Origin of the sequence: Paludibacterium yongneupense DSM 18731 (genome assembly GCF_000422925.1) — a bacterium.
Lineage (GTDB): Bacteria > Pseudomonadota > Gammaproteobacteria > Burkholderiales > Chromobacteriaceae > Paludibacterium > Paludibacterium yongneupense.
This window is the reverse complement of record NZ_AUGZ01000033.1, coordinates 13,482-30,216: the sequence shown is the minus strand read 5'-3', so window position 1 is coordinate 30,216 and position 16,735 is coordinate 13,482. Positions and strand designations below refer to the sequence as shown.

The window sequence follows — 16,735 nt, the reverse complement described above, 5'->3', positions numbered from 1 at the left end:
ACCCGCGCTTATCCTGAGAGAACGAAGCATGATGTCTGTTCGAGGTGAAGGGGAGGCCGTCGATTCGCTATGGGCGATTACGGCGGGGCGAGAGCAGCTGGCGCAAACGCCGCTGATCGGCGATCGCGAATGCGATGCCCTGATCATCGGGGCCGGTCTGGCCGGGCTGTCCACGGCGCTGGCGGCTGCCGGCAGCGGGGCCAGGACCCTCGTGCTGGAGGCGGCCACCGTCGGCTGGGGGGCTTCGGGCCGGAATAACGGCCAGGTGATTCCCTGTCTGTCGCGTTCGGATCCCGAGGCGCTGATCGCCGCCTTCGGCGAGCGGCGCGGCACGGCCTTCGTGGAATTGGTGCGGGATTCGGCGCAAGAGGTCTTCGATCTTGTCCGCCGCCACGGCATCGAATGCGACGCCGTCCAGAATGGCTGGTTGCAGCCCGCGCACCGCGCCAGCCGTCTGGCAGTGTCCAGCAGCCGCTGTCGACAGTGGCTGCAGCACGGCGCGCCAGTCTCGCTGCTGGACGCCGGGGAGATCCATCGTGCCACCGGCTCCGGCTACTGGCATGGCGGCTGGTTCAATCCCAGCGGCGGGCATCTGAATCCGCTGGCATTTAGCCGCGGCCTGGCCCGTGCAGCGGTCGAAGCCGGCGCGCAACTGTACTGCGCTTCGCCGGCCCTGAGTCTGGAACGCAAGGGCGCCGACTGGGTTGCCACGACGCCACGGGGGAGGGTGCGCGCGCGGCGCGTCCTGATCGCCACCAATGCCTACAGCACCCCGCTGTGGCCCGGACTCGTCCAGAGCATCGTGCCGGTGCGCTGCTACCAATTGGCGACGCCGGTCTTGCCCGACGCCGTTTTCGACGCCATCATGCCCGCCGACTTTGCCCTGTCCGATACCCATGGCGATCTGTATTTCTGCCGGCGTACCGCCGACCGGCGCCTGGTGACAGGAGGCGCGCTGTTGTTGCATCACAACGCGCGGCAACGCCTCGGGCAGCGCATACGGCAGCGCATGGAAATGCTGTTCCCGCCGCTGGCGGAAATGGGAGACTGGCGCTTCGAGCACTTCTGGCAGGGGGATCTGGCGATGACGGCCGACGCCTTGCCGCATGTGCATGAACTGGCGGACGGGCTGTTCGCCTGGATGGGCTGCAATGGCCGTGGCGTGGCGCTGGCGACCGCTCTGGGCCGTCCCTTGGCGCAAGCGCTGACCGGAACCCCACTGGCGGACCTGCCGTTGCCGCTCGCCCCCCTGCGCCCGATTGCGCTGCATGCCGTGGCCAGACGGGTCGCTCCGTGGATGTTGTTGCCATATCGGCTGGCTGACGAGCGGGATTGAATGATAACGAGGAGCAAGGCATGCGTAGCCATTTGACGGGCATCGATCATGCGGTCGTCGCCTGTGACGATCTCGATCAGGCGCTGACGGATTTCGAGCGCCTGGGATTCACGACGACGGCGCGGGGCTTCCATACGATGGGAACGGCCAATCACTGCATCATGTTCGAGCACGATTATTTCGAATTGCTCGGACTCCCGTCCGCGTCCACTGTCGAGCCACCCGCGAGCTTCAGCCGTCTGCTGGCGCGCGGACGCGGTCTGAATGCACTGGCATTCCATACCGATGACGCCTTGCTGGCGCGCGAGGAATTGCTCGCTGCCGGTCTGGAACCCGGCGAGGCAAGGGATTTTTCCCGCCCGGTCGAGACAGGCGGCGGTTTGGCGCACGCCCGGTTCCGTATTCTGGATCTGCCGCCCGGCTCCGTACCCGGTGCTTACGGTTTCGCCTGCGAGCATTTCAGCCGCGAGCTGGTATGGCTGCCCGATACGCAGCGTCATCCCAATGGGGCGTGCGGACTCGATTCTGTGTTGCTGGCATCCGCGAGCCCGGCGGAAACGGCAGACGCTTATGGCCGGCTGCTCGATGTCGCGAGCGAGCCCCGCGACTATGGTGCGAGCGTGGTCTGCGATCATGGCGCGCGTATCGATATCTGCCACCCGGATGCGGTGGCCGGGTACGCCGCCGGACTCGATCTTCCGGACGGGCGCTCCCTGCCTGCCGTTCTTGCGCTTGGCATACAGGTGCGCGACCCGGCGCGCACGCGCGCCTGGCTGACGGGGAAGGGCGTTCCCTTCCGGACCCAGGCCGATGGTGCCTTGCTTGTCAGCGCCGCTCACGCGCAGGGCACGGCGCTACTTTTCGTGCCGGCGAGCCGTTCAGTCAGCCCTTAGCCTGCACGGATTTCAGTCCTGGCCGATGCGCACCAGCAGCTTGCCGAAGTTCCGTCCCGACAGCAGCCCGATAAAGGCGGCGGGTGCGTTCTCGAGTCCGTCGACGATATCCTCGCGAAAACGGATGCGGCCTTCCGCCAGCCAGCCACTCATCGCCTGATAGAATTCGCCGAAGCGGTGGCCGTAGTCGTCGAAGACGATGAAGCCCTGCATGCGGATGCGTTTCTTGATCAGCATGCCTTGCAGAAGCGCGAGCCGGTCGGGCCCCGCAGGCAGGGCGGTGGCGTTATAGCTCGAGATCAGGCCGCACATCGGCACTCTGGCGCGCAGGTTCAATAAGGGCAGGACAGCGTCGAAAACCGCGCCGCCCACGCTTTCGAAATATACGTCGATACCTTGCGGGCAGGCTTCTGCCAGCCTGGCGGCGAAGTCGGGGGTACGATGATCGATACAGGCATCGAAACCCAACTCGCGCAGCACATAGTCGCATTTGTCGGCGCCGCCAGCGATGCCGACGATGCGGCAGCCCTTGATCCGGGCGATTTGACCGACGATGGATCCGACCGCTCCGCTGGCTGCGGCCACCACGACCGTTTCGCCTGCTTGCGGCTGGCCGATATCCAGCAAACCCATATAGGCGGTGAAACCGGTCATGCCGAGTGCGCCGAGCTGCAGCGAAGGGTGCTCGAACCGGGCGCCGAGATTGCGCAGCGACGCTCCATCAAGCACGGCCCGGCTTTGCCAGCCGCTCATTCCCACGACCCAGTCGCCGGTCGCGAACTCGGGATGGGCCGATTCTTCGACTCGCGACACCGTCCCCCCCACCATGGTTTCACCGATGGCGACCGGCGGCGCATACGACGGCGCAGCGCTCATGCGGCCGCGCATATAGGGGTCGAGCGACAGGTATTCGGTCCTTAGCAGAACCTGGCCCGGCCCGGGGGCCGGCAGCGGGGTTTCTTCCAATCGGAAGTCGGAGAGGGCGGGCTCTCCTTGCGGGCGCGAGGCCAGAACGATGCGGCGGCTCAGAGGGGAAGTCATGATTTCAATCCTGGAGTAAGGGCGCGGAAGTGCCGGCGGCCGTTGCGGTTGGCGGAGGGCTGAGCGTTGCGTCCGCATCGACATGATCGGTGCGAACCCTGTCGCTATCGTGCTTGTTACGGCCTGGAGCCGACCCGATGCCGGTCCCGGGCGCGTGCGTCAGGCCAGTTGCCGCAGCACTTCGCGTGCGACGGCTACCGAACTGGCCGGGTTCTGGCCGGTAATCAGATTGCCGTCGGCAATGGCATAGGGGTGCCAGTCATCGACGCGGCTGAACTCGCCGCCCAGACGCTTGAGTTCATCCTCGACCAGGAAGGGAACGACATCGGTCAGCTGTACCGCCGCTTCTTCGCTATTGGTGAAGCCGGTGACTTTCTTGCCGGCGACCAATGGCTGGCCATCGGGCCGGCGCGGGTGGCGCAACACGCCCGGCGCATGGCAGACGGCGGCGACGGGCTTGCCGGCGGCATGCATGGTTTCGATCAGCGCGATGGAACTTGCGTCTTCGGCCAGATCCCACAACGGACCGTGGCCGCCGACATAGAACACGGCGTCGTAGTGGGCAGGGTCCAGTGTTGCCAGAATCCGGGTGCCGGCCAGCGCGGCCTGGGCGGCGCCATCCCGGCGGAAACGGTGCGTGTCTTCGGTCTGGCTGGCCGGATCGTCGCTCTTGGGGTCGAGCGGCGGCTGACCGCCGAGCGGGGAGGCGAGGGTGAGCGTGGCGCCGGCATCGGCGAAGGCGTAATAGGGGGCGGCGAACTCTTCCAGCCAGAAACCGGTTTTATGACCGGTGTTGCCCAGGCTGTCGTGCGAGGTCAAAATCATCAGGATATTCATGTGTCGTCTCCATCTGTCATGGTAAAAATAGACCGGTCGTCTAGTTTCTGTTCAAACCGGGCGTGCCCCGCGAGCGGCCACGCAGGCCTCAGAGCGCGGTCAATTGCTGTTGCGTGCTTTGCAGTGCTTGTTCCAGCGGTGCGCGATCGCAGCTGAGCTTGGCCAGCAGGCTGGCGCCTAGCCACATCGCGTACAGCATGCCGGCGGTCCTGGCCGGGTTCAGGGTCTGGCTGAGCGATCCGTCTGCGATACCCTGTTCGATGCAGTCCGCCAGGCGGGCGATGATACGGCCCGTTCCGGCATGCAGGATGGCGCGCATTTCAGACGACAGATCGGCGACTTCTGCACCGAGCTTGACCACCAGACAGTAACGTCTTGCATCGTCGCCGCACTGGGTTTCCAGCCAGCCTATCCAGTAACGCATCAGCCGTTCGCGGCCGTTGCTCTTGCCATCAGGGCGAAATAGCGTGCACAGCCGGGCGTCGTAGTCTTCGATGTACTGCTGCAACAGTTCGCAGCCGTAACGCTCCTTCGAGCCGAAGTAATGGTAGAACGAGCCTTTGGGGATCCCTGCCGTGGCAAGGAGCTCCTGTAGCCCGACCCCGCTGAAGCCTCGCTGCGACATGATCGTATGACCCACGTCGAGAATGGCGCGCCGGGTATCTTCATGATGCGTTCTCATGGCTAGCATGATAGCTGCGACTAGACCGGTCGTCTAGTAATGGATAGCAAACCGCCTTTCCTGCGTCCGATACGATACGGCGTCGGGTATCATCAAGCCGTATCGAGTGTGAACGGGAGCATGCAATGAGTATCGAACTGGATCGCGACACGCGCCAGGCCGCCGTCGAGTCGATCGAACGCTATTTCGTCGAGTATATGGATGAACCGATAGGAAATCTGCAAGCGCGGTCGCTGCTGGCATTCTTTCTTGAGGAAATCGGCCCGGCGGTCTACAACCAGGCTGTCGCCGACGTCCAGCAACGCATGCAGGAGCGGGTCGCCGACCTAGACTTCGAGGTGCATGAAGACGCGTTCGGCTACTGGGGCAAGCACGCGCGCAAGGGGCGCTAGCCGCGCCGGTGCCGGATCGGTTATCCTCCCGGCTTAACCGAACGACAGTGAGTTTGAAAGGTACTATGTCCACGATTCCGCCCTGCCCGCAATGTGCGATGGAAAACACCTATGGCGATGGCGAAAACTATGTTTGCGCCGATTGCGGTCACGAGTGGCCGCAAGTCGCGACCGGCGATGACGATGACGACGCTGCGGTGGTGAAAGACGCCAACGGCACGATCCTGAGCGATGGCGATGCGGTTGTGCTGATCAAGGACCTCAAGGTCAAGGGCACATCCATCACCCTGAAAATGGGCAGCAAGGTAAAAAGCATACGTCTTGTCAGCGGCGATCATGAGGTCGATTGCAAAATGGATGCCGGTAATTTCATGCTCAAGGCTTGCTTCCTGAAGAAGGTATGAGCGGCAAGGCCGGCGAGAAAGGGCTCCCTGGAGCCTTTTTTTATTCGCCGGCCGGATAAAAGGGCAACACCATGAAAAGCGCGACAAAGCCCGACCCCTTGCACGGCAAGACCCTGCAAGCCATCGTGACGGCTCTGGTCGATTACTACGGCTGGGACGCCCTGGCCGGCATGCTCGATATCCGTTGCTTCACCCACGATCCGAGCATCGCCTCCAGCCTCAAGTTCCTGCGCCGCACGCCATGGGCGCGCGAGCGCGTGGAACAGATCTACCTCGGCATGCTGCGCGAGCGACCGCAAGCGCTCGTGTTCGGCAAAAAGGATACCGCTTGAAAACGCTTCAGAATTGTTCGAAGGCCTGCAGATAACGCCATTGACCGGGCTGCAGGCTCCCGGTGGAAATGCTGCCGATGCGAATGCAGCGCACACTGCCGATGGCGATGCCGGCCTGCTCGCATAGCAGCCAGATCTGCCGCGGCAACGGGCGGTGCAGCACGAAGCGCAACTGGCGGTCGCTCTGGCGCGTCACTTTGAACGGCGGCACGACAGCCCCGTCCAGACGCACTGCCTGCAACCGCTTCTGCAACTCGTCGGCGGGCGGCGCCGAGTCGACCTGCACCAGGTATTCGAGCTCGCGCTCAGCGATTTTTTCCGCCAGCCGGCCATCCTGTGTCATGGCGACCAGGCCGCTGGCGGCATGGTCCAGTGCGCCGGCCAGGCTCAGTTTGCCGGCATGGCGCGGCAAGAATTCGATGCCGCTGTTATCGTCCGGGCTGCGCGTCTCGGCGCGGATGAATTTGGGCAAGGCCTGCGCTGTCTGTTCCGGTTTGTAGAGCAACAGTGTGACACGCGATTCGGACGGAAGCGTCGCCTGGCGTATCAGTTCGATTTTCTGCTCCGGCAAGACGCGGCTGCCAAGCACCCGCACCACGGCGCCATCGACGCGCACCAGGCCGCGCTCGATGAAATCATCGGCCTCGCGGCGCGAACACAGCCCGAGCTCGGTCATGCGTTTGGACAGACGTACACCTGGTTCGCTCATGCGTTTCTTTCTCCTATCATCCCGACGATCTGCCGGGCCGGCGATTATCCGCCGCCCGCCGCCGCCAGGCAAACGCTGCCCTCAGCCTTGCGCGGCTGCCGTCGTCAGCACAAGTGTATAACGATGCGCCGCGAGGCATTCGGGATATCGATCATGGCCTGTCGCCGTCTGTCCTTATGGGCTCGGCATGGGCCTTCCTTCCTGCCGCGGTGGAGCCGGTCTGAATACAGGGCACGCCACCAGCGACCGTAGCAGCCTGGCCTTCGCGGGACGGGCCGTCCGCCTGCAGTCCGGGTGCCGGATGATGCGAGGTGCGATGCCGTTCCGGCGGAGCTGATACGCAACGATGGGGGGCTTGCTCGCTTTCAGATTGAATGGTCCTGCAGTCGACGCCTGTAATGCGCGATCGATTTATTACACTCTGTTTCAATAGATGAAGATAATTATTTTCAGTAATTACTCTGGTGTAATATTCCAAAAATCAGAATAGAAAAACCGAGTGTACTGTGCAGCTGCCGGGGTCGCTTTATATAAAAAATCGTTTCAGCCAGATTGGGGAATACGAGTTTCGCCTGGAGTCACGTTTCCGCGAAGAATTGCTGCTGGCCGGGCAGGCGACGCCGCCTGCGCCGCTGCCCCCTGCCTCGGCGCATCCGATGCTGGATTTCCCTCTGCTCGTCCAGCATCTGAACGCTCTTCTACGCAACTACCTTCACCTCGAGGGTGCGGCAGGGTTGACGATCGGCCTCGCGCATTCGCTGATCGAGCGCGTTTGCAAGAATCGCGACGGTTATCTCGCTGCCGCCCTGCTGAGGGTGGAGCAGAGCGCGTATACGGCGCGGCACGCGCTGTTCTGCGCGATTCTGGCGATTCGCATGGGCGAGGCGCTCGAATTCCCGACCGGCGACATCCGGCATCTGGTCGCCGCTTCGCTGACCATGAACGTCGGCTCGGTCGGACTGCACGATGAGATGAACCACCGTCGCGGCACTCCGACCACCATGCAATGGCAACAAATAAAAATTCATCCGCTGACCAGTGCCGCGATTCTGCGGGAGGCCGGCGTCGTGGATGAGCGCTGGCATAATGGCGTGCTGCTGCATCACGAAAAACGCAACGGACTCGGTTATCCCTTTGGCTTGCGCGATGACGAAATTCCAATGCATGCCCATCTGCTGCATGTGCTCGATATTGTTTGCGCGAGGTTGATGCCGCGAGGCTATCGCAACCGGGTGCCGGCGCCGACGGCTCTGGCTGCGCTGTATACTTCTAAGAACGAACCGATAGACATCACCCTGGCCGCCCATCTGATCCGGGTGCTCGGACTCTACCCGCCCGGCAGCTTCGTCGAATTGAAAAACGGCGAGGTGGCGCTGGTCGTGCACGTCGGCGCGAATGCCGCCGCCCCGCATGTTTCGCTGGCATGTTCCGATCCGTTGCAACTGGTCGATACCGCGTCCGGGGAATACCGTATTGCCCGCGCCGTTAATTTTCCGGTCGACGACAAGACGGTAGCCTTATACGAAAAGTGCTGGTAGCGTCAAAGCGTCCCGGCGGCGAGCGTCGGCGGCCGCCCTGACCGGTGTGCGAGGTCGGTTGCTGTCGGGTTGGCGCGCGCGATCCGGGCGAGCAGGCGGTGGCCGACTTCGTCGGCCCAGTTAAAGCTGTTCTGCAGTACCACGACGGCACTGTGGTGCTCGATGTCGAGCCCCATATAGGCGGTATAACCCGCCACCAGCCCTATCATCGAACTGAAGTCGGCGCCGCCCAGCGTATCGTGATCCCAGGCAATCCACGCTTGTTGGCCCTGACGCGGGTAATGCAACCGCAGCAGTTCCTGCAGCGCCTGGCCGCGCGGGCCGACGCCAGGGTGGAGGAAGGCGGCAGCCAGGTGCAGTAGATCGCGTGCGCTCGAGTGGATGGCGGCCGAGCCTTTCATCAGATCCGTGAATTCCCAGTCGGGAACCGGCTGCCCGCGCGCGATGAATTTGGGCTGATCGCCGGCGTAGCCGCGTGCGCGCGTGGCATAACCGGGGAGAGCCGCCGCCTCATAACCGGTATGCGCGAGTTGCAGGGGCCCGCTTATATAGTGGGCGAGCAGGGCGTCCAGAGTCTGCCCGGTCCGTAACTCGAGCGCATACCCGACAAGACCGTATCCGACATTGGAGTAGATGGGATGCGCAGGTGCCGGAGCGCGGAAATCCTTCAGATAATCGAGCATGTACTGCCGGGTAAAGTGGCGATAGAAGCTCTCTCCGGTGAACAGGTAGCGGACGAAGTAATCGAGGGTTTCCAGCGTCATCGGCTGGCGCGGCAAACCCGATGTGTGCGTGAGCAGCTGCAGCAAGGTGATCTTGCGGGCATCTGCGCTTAGCGGGGTGCCCGGCGGCAGCAGAGACGGCAGGGTTTCATCCCACGACAGGCGTCCTTCTGCGACGAGTTGTGCGGTCAGCACGGCCAGAAAACACTTGCTGAGAGAGCCGACGGCGAACTGGGTGTCGGCTTGCGGCGCTTCCGGCCGCGCCTTGTCGGCCGTGCCATAGCCATAGAAGTGGGCCGAGCCGTCCGGCAGCAGGACCCCGACCATCATTCCCGGTGTCTGCCCGCTCCGTATCAGCGGTTGGACGAGACTGTCCACCTCATCGTGCAGATTCCCCCCGCGCTGATAATGGCTGACTTCCGTTTCTGTGCTGTCGATCGTCGTCTCTGACAGCGTGCTACACGCGCCGAGCGCGAGAAGCAATCCCAGGGCTGTGATCAGGCGCAGCGCGCGCCAGCAAACGCATCGGCTAGCCAAACCTTCCAAGTCGTGCATCCCTGCCATATATCGAAGTCACCTCTGGTCTGCAATGCGCCGGTTCGCCCATCTGTGAATCATGGGCGGAGCCATGGCTCGAAGCGAACCGGGTCTGCGCAGGATCCAGGCTTTAAATGAATGCAGAATCATATTTTAAATTACATGATGACATGACAAATATCTTTCATGCCTTGTCGCCGTGGCCGGGAGCGATGGTGATGTGTCCGCTCGCGACAGCACTGGGGCATGCGATCAGGGTATCTTGCGGCAAATAGATACAAGGCGGTTTCGCGCCATTGCTGTCTCCGGTACAGTGTGGCCCGCTGCCTGGCGCGCCTGCGCTGCGCCGGCATGCATAGCGGATCGTTTCGGCACCAGAATCATGACACTTGGCCGCCGCTGCCCGACGAACCCTGAAGGAATCGACTTTGTCCCCTGTACGTCTTGTCGCTTTTGCGTTGCTTGTCTCTGCCGTTTGCGGCTGTCAGCAAGCGCCCCTCGTCCGTGGCGTATTCGCGGCTGAACAGCATGCACGATCTTCCGACTAGCCTGCCGCCGGACATGCTCGGCATCGCTTTCTTATACCATTATTCGTATATCAAAATGAAATTATATGAATTAACGAACTAAGTGGCGCGGCACTACACTGCAAGGCCCATCACTCTTTGCAGAGCGCCATGAACCGAATCCGCCCCCTTGTGCTTGCCGGTCTGTTGACCAGCCTGCCGGCCTGGGCACTGACCCCGGCCCATACCCTGGTTATCGCGCAATCGCTGGATGACGCGACCAGCTTCGATCCGGCCGAAGGATTCGAGCTGAGTACGGTACAGGCTTTCAACAGCCTCTATCAGCGGCTGGTCCAGTCCGATCCCGCCCATCCTGCCGTACTCAAGCCGGTACTCGCTGCGTCCTGGCACGCGGGAGCCGACGGCCACAGCCTGGAGTTCACCCTGCGTCCTGGCGCCCGTTTCGCCAGCGGCAACGCGCTGCGTCCCGAGGACGTGATTTTCTCTTTGTCGCGTGTGATCAGGCTGAATAAAGATCCGGCCTTCATTCTCGGCCAACTCGGATGGACTCGCGATAATGTCGGTCGCTTTCTGACTCGCACCGGACCGGCCAAAGTCAAAGTGGCATGGACGGCCGATGTCGGCCCCGCCTTTGTCCTGAGTCTGCTGTCGGCTCCGGCATCGTCCATCGTCGATGCCCGCACCGCCAGCGCACACGAGATCGATGGAGACCAGGGCAACGCCTGGTTGAAAACGCATTCGGCCGGCAGCGGTCCGTATGCGATCCGCAGCTATCAGCCGCATCAGGCGCTGGTGTTGAGCGGCAATCCGTTGTCGCCGGCGGGCGCACCGCGATTGGATACCGTGCTGATCAAGAACGTGCCCGATCCGGCGGCCCGCCGCTTGCTGATCGAGCAGGGCGATGCCGATATCGCGCGTAATCTGGGACCCGACCAGATTGCCGCCTTGCAAGGCAAACCCGGAGTCACGCCGCTGGCCGTTCCCTCCGCCTCTATCCATTACCTTGCCTTCAATATCGAATCGTCCAACCCTGTGCTGAAAAACCCGGCGCTATGGGAGGCCGCCCGCTGGCTGATCGACTACGACAATGTCGCCACGACCTTGCTCAAGGGGCAGTTTGCGCCGCACCAGGCCTTCTTGCCGCTGGGCTTCCCGGGGGCGCTGAAAGAGCGGCCGTATCATTTCGACCCCGAACGGGCGCGCGCCATCCTCGCTCGTGCAGGCCTCAAAGAGGTGAATATTCGTCTCGATGTCAACAATCAACCCCCTTACCTCGATGTGGCGCAGGCCCTCCAGGCGAGCTTTGCCAAGGGCGGCATCCGGCTCAATGTCGTCCCGGCCGTCGGCAGCCAGGTCGGCAGCCTGTTCTCGTCGCGCAATTACGAAGCGATCTGGACATCGTGGGGTCCCGACTATTTCGATCCGCATACCAATGCCAGTGCGTTTGCGCTGAATCGCAACGATGGTGAAAAAACGCTGGCCTGGCGCACGGGATGGCAGATTCCTGCCCTGAACGCCAAGACGCTCGCCGCTCTCAAACAGACCGATCCGGCGCGCCGCGCGCGCGCCTATGAGTCGATCGAGCGCGAGGTGCAGCGCAACTCGCCGTTTGTGGTCGCATTCCAGTCGCGCAATCTGATCGCTTTGCGCAGTTCGCTCAAAGGCTATGTGCAAGGCATTACCCCCGACATGGTTTTCTACGACAAAGTCAGCAAATAGGACAAGGAACAAGGATGACTCTCATATTCAGAACAGGCCTGCTGCTGGCTCTTGCCGCCGTACTGCCATCCTGGGCGGCGACGCCTGCCAGGACGCTCGTCGTGGCGCAGTCGATCGACGATATCGTCAGCCTGGACCCCGCCGAAGGCTTCGAACTGAGCAGTGTCAGCGCGTTTACCAGCCTCTATCAGCGCCTGCTGCAGCCCGATCCGCTGCACCCGTCGCAGCTGCGGCCGGCGCTTGCCGCCAGTTGGCGCGCAGGCAGCGACGGTCGCAGTCTGACCTTCAAGCTGCGTCCGGGGGCACGCTTCGCCTCCGGCAATCCGGTGCGGGCGGACGATGTGGCGTTCTCGTTGATACGGGCGGTGAAACTGAACAAATCGCCCGCCTTCATCCTCAATGAACTCGGCTGGAAGGCCGATAACATCGACGCCAGCATCAAGGTCGTGGCCGGCGATCAAGTCCGGGTCGTCTGGCCCGCCGCGGTCGGCGCCAGCTTTGCCTTGCATATCCTGTCCGCGCCGGTGGCATCCATCGTCGACAGCAAGCTGGCGCTGGCCAATGCGCAGAACGGCGATAGCGGAAACGGCTGGCTCAAGACGCATTCGGCCGGCAGCGGTCCGTTCAAGATCCGTCAGTACCTGCCGCACGAAGCGTTGGTGCTGGATGCGAATGTCGGCTCCCCGGCCGGTGCGCCGCGTCTCGCGAGCGTGATCGTGAAGAATGTGGCCGATGCCGCCGCGCGCCGTCTGCTTGTCGAGCAGGGCGATGCCGATATCGCGCGCGATCTCGGCCCGGACCAGGTCGCGGCTTTGCATGGCGGCGTCCATGTCGAAAGCGTGCCGTCGGCCGCCGTCGACTATCTGGCGTTCAATGCCGCCAATGCCGAGAACCCGGCGTTGAAGAACCCTGCCTTGTGGGAAGCCGCCCGCTGGTTGGTCGACTATGACGGCATCGCCGGAAAACTGCTCAAGGGGCAATTCAAGGTCCATCAGGCTTTTCTGCCGACCGGTTTCCCCGGCGCGCTCAACGACAGGCCCTATCGCCTGGACGTGGCGCGTGCGCGTGCGATCCTTGCCCGTGCCGGTCTGAAAGACGTGACCATCAAACTGGATATCTTCAACCAGCCGCCGTATCCCGAGATCGCGCAGTCCCTGCAAGCCAGCTTTGCCCAGGCGGGCATCCATCTGCAGATTCAGCCGGCAGTCGGCAGCCAGATCTATGCCAAAGTGCGCTCGCAAACGCATCAGGCGGCGATCCTGTTCTGGATTCCGGACTACTTCGATGCCCACTCGAACGCCAGCGCTTTTGCGATCAATCGCAACGATGGCACCAAGACCGTGGCCTGGCGCAACGGTTGGGTGATTCCGGCACTGAGCGACAAGACCGACGCTGCGGTCCGGGAAAGCGATGCGGCCCGGCGCGAGCAGCGCTACCGCGAAATCCAGCGCGAGGTGCAGACGCACTCGCCCTTTGTCATCGCTTTCCAGGCGCAGGATCAGGTCGTGCTGCGCAATGGAGTGAAAGGCTATGTGCAGGGGCTGCTGGCTGACATGGTCTATTACGACCGGGTGAGCAAGTAATGACGGCAGCGTCCCTCCTCGCCCGCGGATTGCGGCGGCTGGGCACCCATGCGCTGACCTGGGGGCTGACATTGTCCGGGCTGCTGCTATTTACCTTCCTGTTGTCGCGCCTGTCGCCCATAGACTCCGCGCTGCAATGGGTGGGGGATCATGCCAGCGCCTCCAGTTATGCCCAGGCCCGGCTCGCTCTCGGGCTCGACCGGCCGCTGCCGCTGCAATTCGCTCACTATCTCGGCCAGTTGCTGCACGGCGATCTCGGTATGTCGCGTTCGACTTCCCAGCCGGTGCTGGACGATCTGAAACGGGTGTTCCCGGCCACGCTGGAATTGGCCACGGTGGCCATCGTGGTCGGCTCGGCGTTCGGTCTGTCGTTGGCACTGCTGTCGGCGCGCTATCCGGGGGGAGCGATCGACACGCTCGCCCGCGTGTTCGCACTGTTCGCCTATTCCTTGCCGGTATTCTGGCTGGGGCTGCTGGCTCTGCTGTTGTTCTATGCCCGCCTGCACTGGGCCGGGGGGCCGGGACGACTCGACGACGTCTATCTGTACACCTTGCCGCAAGGCAGCGGTTTCTTGCTGTATGACGCCTGGCGCAGCGGCGATCGCACCTTGCTGGCCAATGTGCTGTCGCATCTCTGCTTGCCGGCGCTGGTGCTGGCGCTGCACGCCTGCGCAAACATCGCCCGCCTGATGCGTGCCGGCCTGCTGGCGGAGATGCGCAAGGATTACATCCTGGCATCGCGCGCACGCGGCGCCGGACCGTGGCGGGTGCTGCTCGCGCATGCTTTGCCGAATGCCGGCGCCCTGCTGCTGACGGTGTTGGCCCTGTCCTATGCCGGTTTGCTCGAGGGGGCGGTGTTGACCGAAACCGTATTCGCCTGGCCCGGGGTCGGCCGCTATCTGACCACCGCGCTGTTTGCCGCCGATACCGCCGCCATTCTCGGCGCGACCCTGCTGATCGGCCTGTGCTTCATCCTGCTCAATGCGCTGGCCGATGTGCTGATCCATTTTTTCGACCCCCGAAGCGTATGACGACTGAAATCGTGAATCTGCCTGTTCCCCGCCTTGTCTGGCGCAAGCGACTGCGGCGTTCGCCGGCCGCGACGCTGGGCGCCGCTGCCCTGATACTGTTGTTGCTGCTGGCCGCCTTCGCCCCGTGGCTAGCCCCTTACGACCCGAATCTGCAGCACATAGAAATCCGTCTGGCGCCCCCGTCGCACGCGCACTGGCTGGGGACCGACGGCTTTGGCCGCGATCTGGCTGCCCGCGTCATCTACGGCACCCGTCCCACCCTGCTTCTGGTGTCCCTGGTCTTGTTGTTCACCGTGCCTTTCGGCTTGACGGTCGGGATGGTGGCCGGACTCGGCGGAGGCTGGGCGGAGCGGATATTGATGCGGCTGACCGATATGGTTCTGGCCCTGCCCAGTCTCGTGCTGGCGCTGGCCATGGTCGCCGTGCTCGGTCCCGGCTTGTTCAACGGGGCGCTGGCGCTGGCGCTGACCGCCTGGCCCGCCTATGCGCGGCTCGCCCGTGCCGAAACGCAATTGCTTCGCCGCAGCGACTATCTGGCTGCCGCGCGCATGCATGGCATTTACGGCGTGCGGCTGGTCTTCGGCCATGTTCTGCCCATGTGTCTGCCGACGGCGGTGGTGCGGGCGGCGCTCGATATGGGCGGCATGATCCTGGCCATTGCCGGCCTCGGTTTTCTTGGCATGGGGGTTCCACCGCCGACCGCGGAGTGGGGAGCGATGGTGGCCGAGGGGGGCAAGGTGATTTTCGATCAATGGTGGGTGGCGGCCGCTCCCGGCGGCGCCATCGTGTTGGCCTGTCTGGCATTCAATCTGCTGGGCGACGGTCTGCGGGACTGGCTGGATCCGCGTCATGACTGATACCTTACCGCCGGTGCTGGACGTGGCCGGTCTGACTGTGTCCTTTCCCGGCGCAGGGGGCGAACAACGTGTGGTCGACGGCATCTCCTTCGTGCACCCTGGTGGCCGGCTGGCGCTGGTGGGGGAGTCCGGTTCCGGCAAGTCGATGACGGCGCGTGCGCTGCTCGGTCTGGTGGCCGCGCCCGGTGTCGTTGCCGCGACCCGTTTGCAGATGGACGGTTCCGATTTATCGGGTCTGAACGAGAGCGGGTGGCAACGGCTGCGCGGACAGCGGATAGGATTGATGCTGCAGGACCCGCGGCATGCGCTCGATCCGGTGCGCCGGATCGGCAGTCAGGTCGAAGAAGGACTGCGCATTCATCGCCGACTTGGCCGCGCCGAGCGGCGCGACCGGGCGTTGTCCATGCTGGAAGCGGTCGGCATGCCGGATCCTCTGCGCGCCTATCGCGCTTATCCGCATCAGCTGTCGGGCGGCATGGGGCAGCGGGCTATGCTGGCTGCGACCCTGATTGCCGAACCGCGCTTGTTGATCGCCGACGAACCGACTTCAGCGCTCGACCGCGAGCTGCGCGAGCAGGTGCTGGAACTGATAGGGGCGCAGGTCGATCTGCGCGGCATGGCCCTGCTGCTGATCAGCCACGACCTGCCGCAAGTGGCGCAGCACTGCGAGCACGTGCTGGTCATGCACCGGGGCCGCCTGGTCGAATCCCTGCCCGCCTCGCGCCTGGCCGATGCCGACCATCCGTATACGAGGATGCTGTGGCAGTGTCGCCCTTCGGCAGCGACAAAGGGGCGGCCGCTGCCGACTCTGAACATGCTGGAGGCGCAGACATGAGTGCAGTCCATTTGCAAGACGTCAGGGTCTGGCATCGCAGCGACGGCAGAGAGCGCACCGTCGTGCGCGAAGCCGCGCTGACGGTGAAGGCCGGCGAGACCTTCGGTCTGGTCGGCCCGTCCGGGTGCGGCAAATCCAGCTTGCTGCGGGTTCTGGCCGGCCTGCATCGCGAGTGGAGCGGCGAGATATGTCTGCTCGGGCAGACGCTGCTCCCGGGGCGGCGTTTCGAAGCCGGCTTGCGCGGCAAAGTGCAGATGGTGTTCCAGGACCCTTATGCTTCGCTGCACCCGCGCCATCGCATCGGGCGTGCCCTGCGCGAGCCCTTGCTGCTGGCCGGTGAAAAACGTCCCGACGCCAGGGTGGCCGAATTGCTGGCGGCGGTGGATCTGCCGGCCGCCGTGGCCGATCGTTACCCGCATCAGTTGTCGGGCGGCCAGCGCCAGAGGGTGGCCATCGCGGCCGCACTATCGCTGCGACCGAGCTTGCTCCTGCTCGACGAGCCGACCTCCGCGCTCGATATGTCGGTTCAGGCCGGCATTCTCAACCTGCTCAACCGGCTGAAGACGGAATACGACATGACGCTGTTGCTGGTCAGTCATGATGCCGATGTGATCGCGCATATGTGCAATCGCGCCGTCACCCTGCGTGACGGGCATCTTGAAGGCGTCATCGGAACGGGGGGCGACGGCTGATCCGGACCGCTCATGGCCGGTATCGCGAGTTTGTCGCGTGCTACACCATCAACGGCAACCAATACAGC

At 63.6% G+C, this 16,735-nt stretch carries 17 protein-coding genes; 12 read left to right on the top strand and 5 right to left on the bottom strand.

Annotated features, from left to right (window positions below):
- Positions 1-28 precede the first annotated feature (28 nt).
- Together G520_RS0112020 and G520_RS24000 are read left to right on the top strand one after the other, a co-directional pair.
- Positions 29-1,336: an NAD(P)/FAD-dependent oxidoreductase gene (locus tag G520_RS0112020; protein WP_051229354.1), complete on the top strand. Its 1,308-nt coding sequence runs from the start codon at positions 29-31 to the stop codon at positions 1,334-1,336.
- Between the two features lie 20 nt (positions 1,337-1,356).
- Complete coding sequence (locus tag G520_RS24000; protein WP_051229353.1) at positions 1,357-2,229, top strand: VOC family protein; 873 nt, start codon at positions 1,357-1,359, stop codon at positions 2,227-2,229.
- 12 nt (positions 2,230-2,241) lie between these two features.
- Here G520_RS24000 and G520_RS0112010 read toward each other — a convergent pair whose 3' ends face one another.
- The 3 genes from G520_RS0112010 to G520_RS0112000 form a co-directional block, all read right to left on the bottom strand.
- On the bottom strand, positions 2,242-3,270 hold the full coding sequence (locus G520_RS0112010; RefSeq protein WP_028535885.1) for an NADP-dependent oxidoreductase: 1,029 nt from the start codon (positions 3,268-3,270) through the stop codon (positions 2,242-2,244).
- 159 nt (positions 3,271-3,429) lie between these two features.
- Positions 3,430-4,107, bottom strand: coding sequence for a type 1 glutamine amidotransferase domain-containing protein (locus G520_RS0112005; RefSeq protein WP_028535884.1), 678 nt, complete (start codon positions 4,105-4,107; stop codon positions 3,430-3,432).
- An 88-nt stretch (positions 4,108-4,195) separates the two neighbouring features.
- The gene (locus G520_RS0112000; protein ID WP_028535883.1) at positions 4,196-4,789 is read right to left on the bottom strand and encodes a TetR/AcrR family transcriptional regulator; all 594 of its coding nucleotides are present in this window, start codon (positions 4,787-4,789) and stop codon (positions 4,196-4,198) included.
- A gap of 125 nt (positions 4,790-4,914) precedes the next feature.
- Here G520_RS0112000 and G520_RS0111995 point away from each other — a divergent pair, with 125 nt between their 5' ends.
- The 3 genes from G520_RS0111995 (at position 4,915) to G520_RS0111985 (ending at position 5,917) form a co-directional block, all read left to right on the top strand.
- Positions 4,915-5,181: a DUF2164 domain-containing protein gene (locus G520_RS0111995; RefSeq protein WP_028535882.1), complete on the top strand. Its 267-nt coding sequence runs from the start codon at positions 4,915-4,917 to the stop codon at positions 5,179-5,181.
- 65 nt (positions 5,182-5,246) lie between these two features.
- A complete protein-coding gene (locus G520_RS0111990) occupies positions 5,247-5,585 on the top strand; it encodes a zinc ribbon domain-containing protein YjdM (protein ID WP_028535881.1) in 339 nt (112 codons plus the stop codon).
- A gap of 71 nt (positions 5,586-5,656) precedes the next feature.
- A complete protein-coding gene (locus G520_RS0111985; RefSeq protein ID WP_028535880.1) occupies positions 5,657-5,917 on the top strand; it encodes a VF530 family protein in 261 nt (86 codons plus the stop codon).
- 7 nt (positions 5,918-5,924) lie between these two features.
- Here the strand turns inward: G520_RS0111985 and G520_RS0111980 are convergent, their stop codons facing one another.
- On the bottom strand, positions 5,925-6,626 hold the full coding sequence (locus G520_RS0111980; protein WP_028535879.1) for a S4 domain-containing protein: 702 nt from the start codon (positions 6,624-6,626) through the stop codon (positions 5,925-5,927).
- A 506-nt stretch (positions 6,627-7,132) separates the two neighbouring features.
- Here G520_RS0111980 and G520_RS0111975 point away from each other — a divergent pair.
- Positions 7,133-8,164 carry an HD-GYP domain-containing protein gene (locus tag G520_RS0111975; protein WP_028535878.1) on the top strand — a complete coding sequence of 344 codons (1,032 nt, stop codon included), beginning with the start codon at positions 7,133-7,135 and terminating at the stop codon, positions 8,162-8,164.
- 2 nt (positions 8,165-8,166) lie between these two features.
- Here G520_RS0111975 and G520_RS22590 read toward each other — a convergent pair whose 3' ends face one another.
- The gene (locus G520_RS22590) at positions 8,167-9,432 is read right to left on the bottom strand and encodes a serine hydrolase domain-containing protein (RefSeq protein ID WP_211222820.1); all 1,266 of its coding nucleotides are present in this window, start codon (positions 9,430-9,432) and stop codon (positions 8,167-8,169) included.
- A 668-nt stretch (positions 9,433-10,100) separates the two neighbouring features.
- Between G520_RS22590 and G520_RS0111960 the strand changes: the two genes are divergently transcribed.
- Genes G520_RS0111960 through G520_RS0111935 form a run of 6 tightly spaced genes read left to right on the top strand, consistent with a single transcriptional unit; the run spans position 10,101 to position 16,667 of the window.
- Positions 10,101-11,669 (top strand): ABC transporter substrate-binding protein, encoded by a 1,569-nt coding sequence (locus G520_RS0111960; RefSeq protein WP_028535876.1) that lies wholly within the window; start codon positions 10,101-10,103, stop codon positions 11,667-11,669.
- Positions 11,670-11,683: 14 nt separating this feature from the next.
- Positions 11,684-13,252 (top strand): ABC transporter substrate-binding protein, encoded by a 1,569-nt coding sequence (locus tag G520_RS0111955; RefSeq protein WP_028535875.1) that lies wholly within the window; start codon positions 11,684-11,686, stop codon positions 13,250-13,252.
- Positions 13,252-14,283 (top strand): ABC transporter permease, encoded by a 1,032-nt coding sequence (locus tag G520_RS0111950; protein WP_036666180.1) that lies wholly within the window; start codon positions 13,252-13,254, stop codon positions 14,281-14,283. Before G520_RS0111955 ends, G520_RS0111950 begins: the two co-directional genes overlap by 1 nt.
- On the top strand, positions 14,280-15,140 hold the full coding sequence (locus G520_RS0111945; protein ID WP_036666178.1) for an ABC transporter permease: 861 nt from the start codon (positions 14,280-14,282) through the stop codon (positions 15,138-15,140). Before G520_RS0111950 ends, G520_RS0111945 begins: the two co-directional genes overlap by 4 nt.
- The gene (locus G520_RS0111940; protein ID WP_028535872.1) at positions 15,133-15,975 is read left to right on the top strand and encodes an ABC transporter ATP-binding protein; all 843 of its coding nucleotides are present in this window, start codon (positions 15,133-15,135) and stop codon (positions 15,973-15,975) included. Before G520_RS0111945 ends, G520_RS0111940 begins: the two co-directional genes overlap by 8 nt.
- Complete coding sequence (locus G520_RS0111935) at positions 15,972-16,667, top strand: ABC transporter ATP-binding protein (RefSeq protein WP_028535871.1); 696 nt, start codon at positions 15,972-15,974, stop codon at positions 16,665-16,667. The genes G520_RS0111940 and G520_RS0111935 overlap by 4 nt, the downstream gene beginning before the upstream one ends.
- Positions 16,668-16,735 lie beyond the last annotated feature (68 nt).